This window comes from Adhaeretor mobilis (assembly GCF_007741515.1).
Lineage (GTDB): Bacteria > Planctomycetota > Planctomycetia > Pirellulales > Lacipirellulaceae > Adhaeretor > Adhaeretor mobilis.
The window spans coordinates 3,868,982-3,885,062 of record NZ_CP036263.1; the positions used below are offsets into that span (position 1 = coordinate 3,868,982).

Here is a 16,081-nt window from a genome sequence, read left to right on the forward strand (position 1 = left end):
CGCGAATTGCCACCTCTGAAATCCGCGTTGGGCGTGGCAGGGGAGCAACTCGCCGTCAATAAGCGGTATAATGGACGCTTTCAGCTCCAACTTCGTATACCGCTGCTCCTGATGAAGAATCCCCCCGCTCCTGAACAATCTCCGGCTGACCAATCCCCCGATGGCCAAGCTCCGCACCGGCCTCTTCCTAGCCGCAAGCGTTTTGAAGCATACAAAGCGAAGTTTCGCGCGAATGAACTACCCGCCAGACGACACGAAAGGCTTCCTGGGGATCACAAGAAACGTGATCGTTCCGCCAAGGAATTGCTCGTGCGATTCCTGCTCATCATTCGAGAGCACTGGGCAAGTTTAGCTTTCTCGCTCACCACGCTGACAGTCGCCACGCTACTGGCACTGATTCCGCCAGCTGCCACAAAGTTTTTAGTAGACAACGTGCTGGGCGGCAATCCGCTGCCGGCGGCAACACCAGCTTGGGTTCCACGCGAGCCCTGGCCACTCTTGCTAGTGATCGTGGGCAGTGTCGTGGCTATCTCGTTCTTAGAAACAGCGTTACACATCTGGGGACGCTGGCACGCTACACGGATCACGAAGCTCACGCAACTTTCCGTGCGTAAGCAAGTCTTCGACCATGCACTTCGTCTCCCGTTGCATCGCATACAGGAACTCAAGTCGGGCGGAGCAGCAAGCATCCTAAGACAAGATGCTGGCAGTGTTGGTGAGCTCGTCTTCGGTATGATCTACAACCCATGGCGGGCAATCATCCAGCTTCTGGGCAGCATGGGTGTACTTGCCTGGGTAGATTGGCGACTACTGCTTGGCGCCCTGGTGCTCGTGCCGCTGGTGTACTTTACGCATCGCACTTGGATTAGTCGCATCCGCCCGCAGTTCCGCGGAGTGCGCGCTCAGCGAGAGCAAGTCGATGCGATGGCTACCGAATCGTTTGGTGGCATGCGGGTGGTGCGCGGGTTCAGCCGACAACGAGCGGAGACCAACCGGATTATGCGAGGCAACCACTTAATGGGACGCCAGGAGCTGTTCGTGTGGTGGTGGATGCGAACGGTAGAAGTCATTTGGGAAACGCTTGTGCCATTGGCATCTGCTGCACTTATGGTGTACGGGGGCTGGCGCGTTCTACAAGGAAGCCTCACGCTGGGCGATCTGATGATGTTTCTCGTGTACTTGCTCATGCTGCTGAGCCCACTGGCAATACTCGCGCAAAGTGCCGCCGCATTTCAAAACAGTCTCTCTGGATTTGATCGCGTCCTCGACCTGCTGGAAGAGCCCCGAGAAATGCAAACTAGCGAGAGTACCCGCCTCCTCTACGCTAGTGATTTCCTTGGAAATCTTTCTTTTGAAGAAGTGAGTTTCAGCTACCCCAATTCGGACGCTTTGGCATTGAAAGACTTTTCCTTGGAAGTTTTGCCAGGCGAAACGATTGCTCTTGTGGGCCCAAGTGGCGCCGGAAAGACGACCCTCTGCAATCTTGTCGCACGTTTCTACGATCCTACGAGCGGTCGCATTAGCCTCGATGGGCACGATCTGCGAGATTACGATGTAGAGAGTTATCGTTCGCTCATCGGCATCGTCGAGCAGGAGGTGTTTCTCTTCGACGGGACCGTGGCATCTAACATTGCCTATAGCAATCGCGATGCAACCGAGGATGAGATACGCCACGCTGCGGAAGTAGCCAACGCGGCTGAATTCATCGACCAACTTCCCGATGGCTACAGCACCCTGGTCGGTGAACGCGGGGCGAAGTTGAGCGGAGGCCAGCGGCAACGCTTGGCGATCGCGCGAGCCGTACTGGCCGACCCTTGCATCTTGATCATGGATGAAGCCACAAGCAACTTGGACACAGAGAGCGAGCGCCTGATTCAGGCGAGCCTAGCGACAATCACAAGCGAGCGTACCTGCTTCATTATTGCCCACCGCCTGAGCACCATTGCCCACGCAGATCGGATCGTGGTGCTGGAGGAGGGCAGAATAGTCGAGGTGGGCAATCACCAGACGCTCATGCAATCCGGTGGAAGATATCGCGATATGGTCGTCTTGCAGACACACCCCACCGAACAATTCCCCGCTTCAACGTAAGGAACGCTGCGTGCAGCGCACAAACTCATGCGAAGAAACCCTTCGGTTCCGAATCCTATCCGCAATGCTGCCAGCGCCGCCCTGCTGCTATTTGGGATCGCGCTTGTAGCTGGCATTCTTAGTGAATCGGCTGAGGCTGCTGACGAAAAGGCTCGACCGAACATTCTCTGGATCACCAGCGAGGACAATGCAACACAGTGGCTTGGCTGTTATGGCAATGAGCAGGCACAGACCCCTCGCTTGGATTTGCTGGCAAAGAGGAGTGTACTGTTCACAAATGCCTACTCGAACGCGCCGGTTTGTGCTGTGGCACGCTCGACGCTGCTCAACGGTGCCTATGCGGTGACCCTTGGCACGCAGAACATGAGAAGCCGCCACCGGGTTCCGCACCTCTACAAACCTTATGTTACCTCTCTCCGAGAGCTGGGTTACTACTGCACGAATCGAACGAAGACTGACTACAACCAGCTGGGCGACGATAAGGCTCTTTGGGACGATTCCACGTCAAGAGCACATTACAAGAACCGGCCTGAAGGCGCCCCGTTTTTCTCCATTTTCAACTTAACCGTATCGCACGAAAGTTCACTCTTCCCCGAGAAGATAGCCAAGCAGCGCAAGCGAGGAGTTATTCCCAAGAAAACGCGACTCGACCTCGCGGGAATCGAAGTGCCTCCCTATTTGCCGGACTTGCCAGAAGTGCGTTCCGACTTTGCCATTTACCACGACACCATCACCGCACTCGATCGGGAAGTTGGCGAACTGCTTGATGAACTCGTCGAGAGCGGGCAGGCTGAGAACACGATTGTGTTTTACTACGGCGACCACGGCGGTCCCACGCCGCGCGGCAAACGCTATCTCAACGACACAGGGGTGAAGGTTCCGCTGTTGATTCATGTGCCGGAGAAGTTCAAGAGCCTGAGCCCCTTCGTAAACGGAGAGAGCATCGACGAGCTTGTGTCGTTCGTGGACTTTGCGCCGACCTTGTTCTCACTCGTTGGCAACGAGACGCCAGAACAGATGCAGGGCCGTCCCTTTCTAGGCCCGCACCGCAGGGAGCCGCGCGAGAACGATTCAGTTTTCCTCTATGCCGACCGCTTTGACGAGATCATCGGTATGCGCCGCGGGCTAACGGATGGCCGATTCAAGTACATCCGTCGTTTCACACCACAACTTCCTGCTGCTCCCTATAGCAACTTCCAGTTTTCCATGCCGTCTTGGGTCGCTTGGAGAAAGGCTTGGCAGGAAGGGAAGCTTGAACAGCGATTTAGCGCGATCTGGGAATCCCCCCAGCCGGTCGAATTACTCTTCGATACACTGGCAGACCCCTGGGAGATCAATAACTTGGCCTGCGACTCCGCATATGCCGAGAAACTCCAATCGATGCGCGAGCGTTTACGCACGACGATGCGTGATGTTCGCGACACAGGACTCATCCCCGAATCGCTCTTTGAGTCATTGTCGGGTGAGCGCACGATCAACGAATTCGCTTCATCAGGTAAATTCAACTTGGACGAAGTACTCGGAATCGCCTTCGTAGCGAGCGAGCGAAATCCGAATAACTTGCCCGTACTCAAGGCAGCTTTGACGGACACGGACCCCTTAAAGCGTTACTGGGGAGCACAGGGCTGTGCGATTCTAGGCGACGCAGCCGCGAACGCCGTGCCAGTGCTCCAGTCGCTTCTCGATGATCAGCATGCTGGCGTCCGAGTTGCCGCTGCTTGTGCATTGCTCGCGGTTGGCGAAACCGACCAAAGGAAGCAAGTCTTGCTGGCGGAACTAGACAAGCCGCTCAACGACGAAGCGGCAATTCAGCTAATGAATGCCCTTGTCGGAATCAATGCACTGAGCGAAGTACCCGCACTTTGGGTCCAGCGCACACTTCGCGACAAGCAAGCGAACGACTATCTCAAGCGTTTCGCCAATCGCGTGAAACTATCACGCGAGGAAACGGTGGATAACTAGTTGCTCGCTACACCGTGTGAGCTACACCGTCTCTGGCACAATAAACGGAGCGCGGTACTCACGAGTGAGCAGGCGATTCGCTTCTTCGTCGTTAGGGAACTTCTCAGTCGCAGGATCGAACTCGAGCTGACGATTCAATCGATACGAAATGTTGCCCAGGTGGGCAAGCGCGGAGGAAGTGTGTGCCGTTTCCACGGGGCCGTTCAACGAACCAGCGTCTCGACTGCGGATGGCATCGACCCAGTTTTGAAAATGGGCAGTTAACTCGCCTTCTGACTTTCGCTTGGGACCAGGCTCGTTCTTCCTTCCCAGGAAGATTTCATATCCCCCGTAGCCCTGCACGACCAGATAGCCTTCGGATCCGTAGAAGATATTACCGACCGAGGCACCGGCTTCGGAATTGGTAATCCACGGTCGAACTTCAAACTGTAAAATTTGGTTCGACTCAGGATAGAGGTAATTGGTGGTCAGTTGCTCGGGCGTTTCTTTGTCGTCATCCCAGAGAAACTTCCCGCCCATTGCATTAATTTTCGATGGCAGGCCCACGTCGAGGCCCCACAGGCACATGTCCGTTTGGTGAACCCCCTGGTTGCCCACATCGCCATTGCCATAGTCCCAATGCCAATGCCAGTTGTAGTGCACATAGCGCTTAGAGAACTCTCTCTCAGTCGCCGGGCCCTGCCATAAGTTCCAATCAAGATTCTCTGGGGCTTGGGAATCGGGCTGATTGCCAACCGAGGGACGCCAGCGATAAACCAAACCACGCGCCATGTACACATCGCCGATCGTTCCCTTGCGAAGGTGATCGACCGCTTCTTGGATCGTATCCGAGCTGCGCATCTGAACGCCATGCTGCACTATGCGTTTGTACTTCTTGGCCGCCTCGACCATCTTGCGACCTTCGAAGATATTGTGAGACCCAGGCTTCTCTACGTACACATCCTTACCAGCCTGGCAGGCCCAGATCGTCGCGAGTGAGTGCCAGTGGTTGGGTGTGGCCACGCTTACGGCATCGACGTCGCTGCGCTCGAAAATCTTCCGCATGTCGGCTTCGAGTGCCGGCTTCTTGCCCGTTTTTTCTTCCACCCAAGTGGCTTTGTCGGCAAGGACCTTACTGTCTGGGTCGCAGAGCGCGACGATCTCAACACCGTCGATCTCGTTCAGTATGTCGAGGTGAGTCTGACCACGGCCATTCAGGCCAAGGACCGCTACGCCGATTTTACTATTTGCGTCTTCAGCGCGTGCAGTAGAAGCCATGACGCCGGTGGCAAGTGCACCACCTGTGGTTTGCAAGAACGAACGACGATTGAATTGTGCCATGTTTATCTCTCTTTTCGTGAAATCATTTTTGATCGTGAGCTTGCCCGGGAACAGCGCGAGCAGACGTTCGCCGTTGGCAGACCCGAACAGTCATTCTATCCAGTCGACTGATAGATGTCACCTAGGGCACGAGGAAGGTGCGGCAACCCCGTAGAGCAAGGTATCACTGACCACGATTTGTGTGAATCTAACCTCAATATCGAGTCGAAAGTTGTGAAAATCCAGGAACTTCCTCACAGTTTCCGCAAGGACCTGGCTGTCATTCAATCGATTCGTGGCCAAAAAGCGACAACAATATGCGGCGCCCACGAGTCCGTCGTGAATGAAGACCAAAACTCATAAGCGTCGCAGCGGCGATGCCTCGCTACACAGTTACCTGTGCTCGTCAACCAAAAACAGCGGGGTTGAGCTTGGCTCAACCCCGCTGTGCGATTTTCTACGGTTGCTTAGCTAAGCAACCATGCCGGCGAAAAGTGCTTACCTGCGGCGACGACCTGCTAACCCCAGTCCAGCAAGGCTAAGCAGTGCCAGCGATGTGGGTTCGGGAATGCCCGCCACGGAGATCGACACATCGTCGATTTCAAGTATTGAGAAGCTGCCAAGGTTTGCACCTGTCGCAGCATTGAATTGCAACGTCACGCCACCGGAAACATCGGGACCTAGTGTGGTGTTGAATGTGTATTCGGTCCATGTTGTGTCCGATGGTGGGAACAGCGGCGCACCCGATAGGATCTCGCTCTTTGAAGTACCACCGCCGTCGAGTTCGGAGAATAGCTCGGCGAAATGAACGCCTCCTGCTTCAGCCGATCCGCGCGCCCAGAAATTGATCGTAATATCTTGCCCCGGGGTAACCGTCCCCACGCCCACATTGGCCTGCTTAATAACGGCCGCGCTACCGGTGGCAGTATTTTCAAGCTTGCCGTTGAAGCTACCTGTATTGGGGCTTACCGATTCGGCGGTGAAGGTGCTGGATCCGCTTGGAAACGAAACCCAGTCGCTGGTGTCACCAGCTTCAAAACCACCGTTGATCGCCAACTCAACGGCCGAAGCATCTAGGCTTAGGCCAGCCAGAATCAACATAGCAAAACTGGCACGAAGGATCCCTCTTGAAATAGACATTAGACTCTTTCTCGGGCAGAACTGCCCAGCAAATTGCTTTCTCACATGGGCAACGACATCGTCGCCAACAGGATTAAGCAGGGTAAGAAATAAGTTCGCCAGAATTTCTGAGCGATTGCCTCAGGGGACCGCGGGACCTCACGCCGCTGGCCAAAAAGTTCGGATCTGGTCACAAAAACCGTACTTCGATCCGTCCCTTGCTGAAGGATGCACTGAGCCCAGTGGCGCAGTGCGGGGTATCAATTACTGAAATAGTTACATTCGATGGCTGAGGACATTTGGTGGGGGTAGCCTACTGCATCTCACCTTTCAGGTTCTGTGGGGTGTAACTTACTGCGTGTTCGTAAGTGAATCTGAACAAGGCTACTGGAGGCGGGTTTTGCGGAATCCCATGGAAAGCAGCGCCAAGCAAAGCACAAGGGTACCTGGTTCAGGCACAGCAGTGATCGATGCGGGAATAAGCGTGCCATATTGTTGTTGCCACACCGCTAGGTCGGTTGCGTCGACAGTATCGTCGTGGTTGTAGTCGCCATCGGCTACCGACGGTGTGCCTGTTAAACCAAGGCCAAGCTGCCAGTCGAGGAAGTCGCTGCCATCGACGCTGCCATCGTCGTTCGCGTCGGCGTTGGGCTCGAGGGCGAGTGCCGCGAAAGACACATCATCAATATGAATTGCGCCGCCACCGTTACTTGGTTGATCGAAAAGAAAGACGAGTCGAGCTTCGACGGCGCCTTCAGGAGCAGTAGCGGCGAGGGTGTGTTCCAGCCACATGTCGTGATTAGTCGCCGTATCACCAATGGTGATCGGTGCCGAGCTGGAGAGATATGCCGAAGTAGCGAACTCGCCTCCGAAAACGCTGTAGTAATCGAACTTCATAGTAACGACGTTGCCATTCTCAAGGGCATCCGCTGAACGAACGTAGGCACTCGCAGTGGCGGAAAGACTATCACCGCCTTCGACAGAGATACCTTGCTGGGCACCGGAGAAGTTTTGCCCTCCGTTGAACTGGCCAAATATCTTTAATGAGTGAGAGCCGTCGAGTACCGCTTCGCTCTGTGCGGACACGTTGGGAATCGAATTTCCGAACAGCGTCCAACCGTCAAGCGATCCGCCCGCGTCTTCAAAGCTACCGTTCACAAAAGGCGTTGGCGTGGTATCGCGTTCAAAAATTCGCACGTAATCAATCAACATCTCTTGCGGCCAATTGCTACTGCCATTGGGTTGCGCTCCGCCTAGAAAATCTCCACCGACGGCTACATTCAGCACGGTTTCCATCGGGGCCGTTTGTTGACTCAGGAACCCGTTGGGGTAGTGAACATTAGCAGTTTGAGCATTGGTGATGGTGTGATAGTTCACATCATCCACGAAGAACTTCAACGCGCTGGCGTCCCACTCGACAGCATAAACGTGAAAATCGTTGTGGTAGTTGCCGGAGGCGGGGCCGCTGTAGGTTTCTTCAGCGAAGGTAAACTGGCGCCCGTTGAAGTTGGGCCCCCAATGATGCGCGCTGCTGACGAGATTGGGCTGGTTGCCCCGGTTTTCCAGGATGTCGATCTCGCCCTGCGTGGGCCAATTGTAGACATCAGTATCAGGTAGCAGCCAGATCGCGGGCCAGGTGCCCAGCGTGCCCGGAAGTTTTGCGCGTACTTCCCAACGGCCGTAATGCTGAGTGTAGGTACTTTCCACTTTACCGGACGTGTATTGCTTGCCGCCATTGGGCGTATCATCAGCGGTCAGTACCAGGTTACCGCCACTGACGGTCGCGCGGTCTGGGCGGTATGCCTGCTGCTCGTTATTGAACGGCGTATTCCAGTAGATGCGATCCCACTTAGCGGCGTCGACAGAGGTACCATCGAACTCATCGCCCCAAGTTTGCGTCCAGCCGGGTGGGGCCGCGATAGCGAGAGTGGGTGCGGCGACTAGGAAATTGACAAGCACCAGCACCGCGTAGCGGTGGCGTCTCAGCTGGTTAGTCGATTGTACAGGGATCATCTTTGCCTTCTCTTTCCAATGCCTGAGCAGGCCCGTTCCGACGAGGCGCCATCCTCACTGAGAAATGCCTTAAGCTCAACATGTCTTCGTATCAATTGTACGCTCAGCGACGACCTCGGGATTTACCTTTTGGCTCATCGCCACCGGACTCCAAGGCAATATCGTAGGTATTTTCGCCCGACTGAATGTCTACAGACAACCCAGAGGTCTTACCACTGCCATAACGGTTGGGAATGAGCAGCTTGCCTGGCATGGGAGGACCACCATTAGGGTCGGGCTTGCCGGGGCCATAGGCGCGTACGGAAACACCGTATTGGCCTGGGACCATACCTGACTCGCCCGTGGTGATTACCTCGTAGGTTCCGTCTGGCTTGATCGAGGCGGAAGCAATCTTGCCCTCACCCGTAGGTGCGAGATTGACGCGACCTACATTGAGTGGTTGACCATCTAGTGTGACCGTGCCGCTGAGGGTTGCTTCGTAGCCGCCGCAACCGACAGTGAACAGCGTAGCCATTAGCGCCAAGGCTAGGCCGTCGCTCTGTTTTCTTTGAAAACTCATTGTTTGAATTTCGTGGATAGATGAGTTGAGAGGGGATAAGTGACCATCACATGACGATAAGCGTACCCCCAAATGACGCGTTATTCGTTGCTGACCACCTCAGCTCCGTTGCGCGTTGAGAATGCGCGATAAGTCTCGTGGTCGACCGAGTCGGATACGAATTGTACCGAAGAATCGACCATTGCCATATGGGCTCCCCCCGGATGGAGACTGCGGAAGCCGCGAACTTCTGGCCAAATTTGGGTCGATTTTAGTGATTCAACACTGGTATCGAAAGGAAAAAAGTTTAAGGGCTCGCCGCAAGTGGCCCAGTCACCATCGGAGAAAAAGGCAACACTGTGAAAGTCGATAGAAGCCACTGCTTCGCCTACGACATAAGTGTTGCTCGTTCCATCGGGTACATCTTTCATCTTGAACGGATTAAAATAGGTATTCCGCCACATAAGTCCGTTGCAGCCTGTCTTGTCATGGCAGTCAGGCGTGCTGCCGATATCGGGTTTAAGATCAAGTATAGAAGTATCACCAATAACACCTTTGTAACTTGTGAGTGCGACCTCGATACTGGGAAACCAAAATTGATCTGTGGAGAGTTCGCTCGAGGAGACATCAGAAGGGCAGGAAAACATTGGCAAGACGGTGGCCATGCCCTCTCGAACTGCGGAGTTACTGGATCTCATCCCCTTTTTCCCACTGAAGTTACCTTCGAAGGCACCACCATTTTTGAACTGGTCGTAGAGTCCTTGTTGCTCCATGTAGGGCAGCACTTCCACTATCCAACCGCGGCCTGTTCTACCAGTCTTGTCGAGTTTATTGCAATTCCCAGGCCCCACATATTCCACAGTGGGAGGGTTCGCGTCGTAATCCACAAAGAGGTCGCCTTCGCAGTCCAAATCGTAAGGTGTACTGATAGGAAAAGTCTGCTTTGCGGATACGTGATTCTGGATTGCGAGCGAGATGTTTTTCACGTTGTTTGCACAGCTGATTCGTCGTGCCGCTTCGCGTGCTGCTTGAACGGCTGGCAGGAGTAAGCCGACAAGCACACCAATGATGGCAATAACGACTAGCAGTTCCACCAGTGTAAAGCCACTGCGATTTTGCGAACTTGCGGGAGAGTAGTGACGCTTCGACATGACTGGGGGCTCCGTCGTATAGACTGGGTGAAAAGTGTTTCGTGTATCGAATGTTTTAAGATAACAAATATCGGCCAATTCATTAAAAAAGACCGAAGCAGTGCGGCTACTGAAGGGGCCAGACACTGCTCGGTCTATCTAGTCTCTATCGAACGCGTCGGCGAGTTCCACCAAGGCAAACCATGCCTAATAATACTAATGCTGCCGAGGCAGGCTCAGGCACTCCAGCAATCGATGCAGTAGCTTGAGGTACCGGACCGTACTGTGCTTGCCAAACTGCTAGGTCAAGTCCATTGATCGTGCCATTGCCGTCGGCATCACCATCAGCTAACGCCCCAGTGGAGCCTTCATTTTCCTGCCAAGTCAGGAAGTCTTCACCATTGACAATCAAGTCACCATTGAAGTCGGCATTAGCAGAGCTCGCGTCGCCCATGTTGAGGTTATCCAAGAAAACTCCGGTAGGATCAAAATTACTCGCGGTGCTTTCGATTCCGAATTGGAACACGTCCCCAACCATATCCGACGTAATGGCAAAGTTGAGGGTGTGGTTAGTCCAGGTCGCGTCATTCAAACCGGCAATCCCTGTGAGAATGTCTACGTCCGTCCTGCCGGTTTCTGAAAAATCGTTCGGATCGAGTGTTTTGATGAACATCTCGGCCGTCGCGCTGCCCGACGCGCCCAGCGCGTTTGCGGCTTGGTCGCCGCCAGGGAGCTTGATATCGAACGAGAACTCGATAGCCCTGCCAACGTCATCCGAACCAACTTCGTACTCTTGAAAGAGATTCGTCTGGACCATATCCGTGCCGTTGCCGTGACCTTGCTGCGTTGGTTCCGCCAAATCGCAGCAGCCGTAATCGCTGAACGCATTCAGGTACTGGTCTGTCGCGCCACCAGCACCCTGGCCTGCGACAACTTGCGAGAAACCTGCCGGGGGGTCTTCATTGGGAGCGGGGTTGGTGCCGTAGCCAAACTTGTAGTTATCACTACCGTCGAACACGTTAACAAAGGTAGACCAGCCGTGCTTGCCGTCTGATCCCGGTTGGATATCACCCTCCGAGCCACTGGCCAAGGCAGTCGGGTCGGTCCCCGCGAGGCCCACCGATTCGAAATTCTGCGAGTAGGACCCGAAGCTCGGTGTCGGAGGAGCTGCAACGGCATCAATCGATATAGAGCCGAACGGGGCAACATCTGTCGACCAGACATTCTCACCAACTGTTTCAAAACCATACTGCACATGGTTGCCCGGGATGTCGTCTATTTCCAAACTAATGGTAAATGCTCCCGCTGTGGTTAGCTCCATGGTCGACGAAAACAAGAGATTGAACGCGCCATCGAATTCTTTAATGAATGCGGTAGTGGTGTGCGCGCTCGTGAAGGAATGGGCGTTCACGTTGCCTGAAAAAATTACGTTCTCACCAAGGAGCGAGTCATCCTGGATATACATCGAGGCTGCCATGTTCTTGTTGCCCCGTTGACCTGGTCCGCCGGGGTTCGAAGGGTCTGGAGCCGTGCCTGTGGTATTTTGGTACCAGAACTCATTGGGGTCATTGATCACATTGGGGGAGAGTCGCAAGTCATCCCCTGTGAATTCTGCGACGAGATCGGGCACTCCCCAAGCATCACCGAACACATACCCACCACCATTTTCAGGCAGCTCGAAGACGTTCATGAAGCCGAGCCATGGATCGCTGGCATCCACTCCGACGTTTACCTGGGCGGACGCTTGTGATGCAAAGCTTGTAACTAAGCAAAGAAGTGCGGTTGATAGTAGGCGTTTCATGATAAGTTACCTGTCAATATAAGAGTTGAACAATCTGTCTTTTGCAGACTGGATACGAAATGATTTTGTTCTGCTGTTCCTTGTTAAAAATTAGTCGTCCTCAAACTCGTTCGTGCTGCTAGCTAAGCCAATCTCCAAGAGCAAAGCTTGAGCAGCCACCGCCCGCCCAGTTCGCTGGGCGGGCAGCAACCGATTCTTCTTTCTTTAAATCTACTTACGACGACGTGTCACAGCCAAACCGACCATGCCGAGCCCGAACAGAGCAAGCGAAGTTGGCTCAGGTACGGTGCCGAGAACAATGGATCCGAAAGGAGCTGTGTCGGTCACCCAAACGTTTTCGCCGACCGTCCGGAAACCGTATTGGACGTGACGTGCTGGATCGTTAATCGTAGGCAAGCTAATGCTAAATGGCCCAGCGGTGGTGAGCGGCACAAACAGATCGACGCTACTGGAGTAGTCAGGAGCAAAGTCGCGAATGAAAACGTCCGTCACGTGAGCGCTAGTGAAAGTGTGGGAGAGCACGTTTCCGGTAAAGGTTACGACTTCGCCATTGAGCGTGCCAGTATCTTCGATGTAAAGGCTGGCGGTCATTTGCTTATTGCCTTTTTGACCAGGGCCACCTGGGTTCGCTGGATCAGCAGCCATACCGGTTGTGTTTTGGTACCAGTATTCGTTCGGATCACCAATGGTATTGGGGCTGAGCGTTAATGTTGCATTTGGATCATCGAAGGTGGCCACTAGATCGGGGACACCCCAACCACCTTCAAATTGATACGCGCCATCACCGTCTGGGGCAGGTAAGTTGGTAACAAGCATGTAACCAAGCCACGGGTCGGTTTCAGAACCAACGGTGACAGTAACGGCCTGGGCCTGGGCTGCTGAAAAGGCCAGCATGGCCACTAGTGCACAAGTGAGAATTCTAAATCGCTTCATGAGCTTTCTCCCTCTCATTCAAGGAAATGCCGGGCAGGTAACTGAACGTTGCCCAAGATCGGAAAAGTTGCAGGTTGCTAAAAGCGGGACCTGCCGAGTGACAAGACTTCAAACATCGTAATCCACCCCAAGATCTGAGCGTGCTTGCCTTCACGCCAGGTCCGCTGCCACGCGGGAGGTGATTTCGTGTTACTGAAACTGTTTCAGTCCATTGAGAAAAGCGTCGGCACCTAAATGGTACTGTTTCCGTATCGTTTCATTTTAACGGTCGTTGTATCGCTGTCAATCAAAAAATATCTATCTTTTTGGAGATTCTTCAACTCGCACGAAAAGATGTACTATGCGAGTCCAACCCACTAATTCCATCCTGTGGGCACTCTGCAAAGGAGTCAAGAAAAAAACCCAGAATTGCGTGATGCAGTAACTAAGCTCAGGCCGATTCTACGGACTTTTCATCGTCAAATCAGGGGCCAACCGCTTCCAGGCGTGTCCCGTCGGGCAGAATGCCCACGGATTTTACAGGTGGCGGGCCGGTGGAATTGTTGATCTCGAACCAGCTCGATGAGATACGGTGCTGGCAGCGTTCCCCATTGCCTGCCTCGATAGCGCGGGCCAACTCTATAAATGCTTCGTGGCCTAGCTGGCGAGCATCTTGGCAAACGGCGGTCATTTTCGGGAAAACGAAGTTTCGAGAGTCGTTGTCGTCGAACCCCACAACTGAAAGGTCGCGGGGAATGTCCATTCCCAAGTTTCTCGCCTCGTTGATCAGACCCATCGCAATCGGAGGGTCGGTGACGTAGATGGCTGTGGGAGGCTTGGGGACGCTCATCACGTTCCTGAGCAACTGCGCTCCGTTCACCCGGCGCGCGGGTACGCGATACACAATACTGCGGTCGATCCCGATGCCAGCTCCGTCCAGGGCCTCGCAGTAAGCAGCGTAGCGGTCGACGTGATCGCCGTCTTCATGTTCATTGGCGGCAAATGCAATCCGCTGGTGCCCAAGCGTGATGAGGTGCTCGATCGCCTGCCGACTGGTGGTTTTGGAGTCCGCATAGGCAAACGCAAGGGTAGGGTGCTCAAAATGGTCGCCGATACCCATAGCGGGAAACTTCTCGTCAGCAATCGTTCTGCATATCTGACGCCCCTCGACCGTCGAACGCAGAATGGCTCCACGAACCCCTTTGCGAAGGAAGAATTGGGTATATGACTCGTCAGGCCGCTTGTCCCGTGAAGGATTGAGGATGACCAAGTCGAGATCCGTGAGGTCCATCGCCTGAACCATCCCCTCAAGGAGGGCTGCATCGTAGGGAGACCCCAATGAGGAGGGCCCCGAATAGACCAGTGCAATGAATGAAGTCGTTCTGCGCCCTACATTGGGCACATACCCGCAGGAATTCACAGATTCTAGCACTTTCGCTCGAACCTCATCCGTGACTGCAGGACTGTTATTGATCACGCGTGAGACCGTGGCAATCGAGACACCAGCATGCTTTGCAACTTGTCTAATCGTAGCCACGAAGTTATGATCCTGTAACGTTTATGAAAATGTTTCCCAGCTGTATCATAACCTGCTAGGAACGGCTGTCAAATCCTTTCTCAGGGCGACTTCCAACGCTCCTCGGCCAAGTAGTACCTGGCTAGGCGGCTGATACCTGGCTTTTCCACCTGACTCTCTTCTACCCACCGCTGAAAAATGCCTGAAATTGAAACGGACTCTGAATCACATGTAACGGCTCCTGAAGATCGCATTCCCCTGGATCAGAAGTCGGCCTACGCGGTGGGCATGTTGGTCAACAACCTGCAGGCCGCTGCTTTGCCAGCGATGATGGTCATTCTGAACCTGGGACTGAAAATGCGAGCCGAGTGGGTAGGAATCATCGCCTTTGCCCCACGAATCATTGATGCCGTGACCGATCCGATGATGGGGTACATCTCCGACCATACCCGAACCCGCTGGGGACGGCGTCGCCCGTACATTTTCGCAGGAGCCATTCTCGCCGGGTTGATATTCGCAGCGATGTGGCAACTACCGGAAGGTCACTCAGAGCAGTTTTACTTCTGGGTGTTTCTCAGCGTTTCGTTCTTGTATTTCGTCGCTTACACGATTTATGCGACGCCTTTTGTGGCACTCGGGTTCGAGATGACGCCCGACTACCACGAACGGACTCGCCTGCAAGCCTTTGCCAACACGGTGGGACAATTGGCTTGGATCGGAGTGCCATGGTTCTACGCCATCATGGCCAGCGACAGGTTTGAAAACACGGTTCACGGTGCACGTGTGTTGGCTCTATGGGTGGGCGGTACGATTTGCTTACTGGGTCTTTTTCCCGCTGTGTTTTGCCGCGAGCCTAAGACGATGGGGGGTGTTGAACCAGTCAAAGATGCTACCCAGGCTAACGCGACAGGGATCGTGGCGAATTTGATGGATTTCTTCCAGGGGCTCGTCACCACGTTCAACTGTAAGCCATTTGTTAAGATATGTGCGGCAACGTTTCTAGTATTCAACGGGTTTCAGCTGGGTGCCTCGTTTTCGCTGTACGTAATTCAGTACTACTTATATGCGGGCAATGAAAAAAGCGCGGGCATCCTGCAGGGCAAGTTTGGTACTCTCACCGCGCTCTGCACGCTGGCAGTGATCCCGCTAACCGCCTGGATCTCTACAAAGATTGGAAAGCGGAATACATTCCTGATTACGATTTCGCTCTCGCTGTTCGGCTATGCCATCAAGTGGTTTGGTTACAACCCTGATCATCCCGAATGGCTGCTGTTTTCTTGCCCGTTTGTCGCTTTTGGAACGGGATCGCTGTTCACGCTAATGGGATCGATGGTCGCAGACGTGTGTGACTACGACGAGTTGGAAAGCCACGAACGACGCGAGGGGGTATTCGGCGCGATCTACTGGTGGATGGTAAAAGTAGGAATGGCATTGGCTGGCTTGCTTACCGGATACATGCTGCTGTGGTCCAACTTTGACGTGAACCTGGAGACCGCACAGCCCGATCAAACGCTCTTTCTACTGAGAGTCTTCGATGTGGGCGTGCCGCTGGCGACTTCTGCTCTCGCATTGTTTATCATGTTCACCTACGAGCTCACGGAGACGCGGTCTCACGAAATTCGCGCAGAGCTTGTGGCGAGACGCGGCAAGCTGGATGATTGAGCGCGGAGATTGAACCCAGTGGACGTCAGGCCAGGGTG

11 protein-coding genes are annotated in these 16,081 nt (G+C 54.2%); 3 read left to right on the plus strand and 8 right to left on the minus strand.

All coding sequences use genetic code 11. The features are described 5' to 3' along the window. The first annotated feature begins 111 nt into the window (after nucleotides 1–111). A complete protein-coding gene (locus HG15A2_RS15260; protein ID WP_145061048.1) occupies nucleotides 112–2,091 on the plus strand; it encodes an ABC transporter ATP-binding protein in 1,980 nt (659 codons plus the stop codon). Nucleotides 2,092–2,118: 27 nt separating this feature from the next. After that, nucleotides 2,119–4,053 (plus strand): sulfatase family protein, encoded by a 1,935-nt coding sequence (locus HG15A2_RS15265; protein ID WP_145061049.1) that lies wholly within the window; start codon nucleotides 2,119–2,121, stop codon nucleotides 4,051–4,053. 21 nt (nucleotides 4,054–4,074) lie between these two features. Here HG15A2_RS15265 and HG15A2_RS15270 read toward each other — a convergent pair whose 3' ends face one another. The 8 genes from HG15A2_RS15270 to HG15A2_RS15305 all read right to left on the minus strand — a co-directional run bounded on the left by HG15A2_RS15270 (nucleotide 4,075) and on the right by HG15A2_RS15305 (nucleotide 14,402). Further along, nucleotides 4,075–5,373 (minus strand): Gfo/Idh/MocA family protein, encoded by a 1,299-nt coding sequence (locus HG15A2_RS15270; RefSeq protein ID WP_145061050.1) that lies wholly within the window; start codon nucleotides 5,371–5,373, stop codon nucleotides 4,075–4,077. Between the two features lie 477 nt (nucleotides 5,374–5,850). Continuing rightward, nucleotides 5,851–6,492 carry a carbohydrate binding domain-containing protein gene (locus HG15A2_RS15275; protein ID WP_145064091.1) on the minus strand — a complete coding sequence of 214 codons (642 nt, stop codon included), beginning with the start codon at nucleotides 6,490–6,492 and terminating at the stop codon, nucleotides 5,851–5,853. A 363-nt stretch (nucleotides 6,493–6,855) separates the two neighbouring features. Next, nucleotides 6,856–8,484 (minus strand): family 16 glycosylhydrolase, encoded by a 1,629-nt coding sequence (locus HG15A2_RS15280; RefSeq protein WP_145061051.1) that lies wholly within the window; start codon nucleotides 8,482–8,484, stop codon nucleotides 6,856–6,858. Between the two features lie 103 nt (nucleotides 8,485–8,587). Continuing rightward, nucleotides 8,588–9,043: a hypothetical protein gene (locus HG15A2_RS15285; protein ID WP_145061052.1), complete on the minus strand. Its 456-nt coding sequence runs from the start codon at nucleotides 9,041–9,043 to the stop codon at nucleotides 8,588–8,590. An 80-nt stretch (nucleotides 9,044–9,123) separates the two neighbouring features. Further along, nucleotides 9,124–10,173: a DUF1559 domain-containing protein gene (locus tag HG15A2_RS15290; protein WP_145061053.1), complete on the minus strand. Its 1,050-nt coding sequence runs from the start codon at nucleotides 10,171–10,173 to the stop codon at nucleotides 9,124–9,126. Between the two features lie 145 nt (nucleotides 10,174–10,318). Continuing rightward, nucleotides 10,319–11,953: a PEP-CTERM sorting domain-containing protein gene (locus tag HG15A2_RS15295; RefSeq protein ID WP_145061054.1), complete on the minus strand. Its 1,635-nt coding sequence runs from the start codon at nucleotides 11,951–11,953 to the stop codon at nucleotides 10,319–10,321. A 210-nt stretch (nucleotides 11,954–12,163) separates the two neighbouring features. Next, nucleotides 12,164–12,886 (minus strand): PEP-CTERM sorting domain-containing protein, encoded by a 723-nt coding sequence (locus tag HG15A2_RS15300; protein WP_218931999.1) that lies wholly within the window; start codon nucleotides 12,884–12,886, stop codon nucleotides 12,164–12,166. A gap of 463 nt (nucleotides 12,887–13,349) precedes the next feature. Further along, nucleotides 13,350–14,402 carry a LacI family DNA-binding transcriptional regulator gene (locus HG15A2_RS15305; protein ID WP_145061056.1) on the minus strand — a complete coding sequence of 351 codons (1,053 nt, stop codon included), beginning with the start codon at nucleotides 14,400–14,402 and terminating at the stop codon, nucleotides 13,350–13,352. Between the two features lie 177 nt (nucleotides 14,403–14,579). Between HG15A2_RS15305 and HG15A2_RS15310 the strand changes: the two genes are divergently transcribed. Next, complete coding sequence (locus HG15A2_RS15310) at nucleotides 14,580–16,043, plus strand: MFS transporter (protein ID WP_145061057.1); 1,464 nt, start codon at nucleotides 14,580–14,582, stop codon at nucleotides 16,041–16,043. The last annotated feature ends 38 nt before the right edge of the window (nucleotides 16,044–16,081 follow it).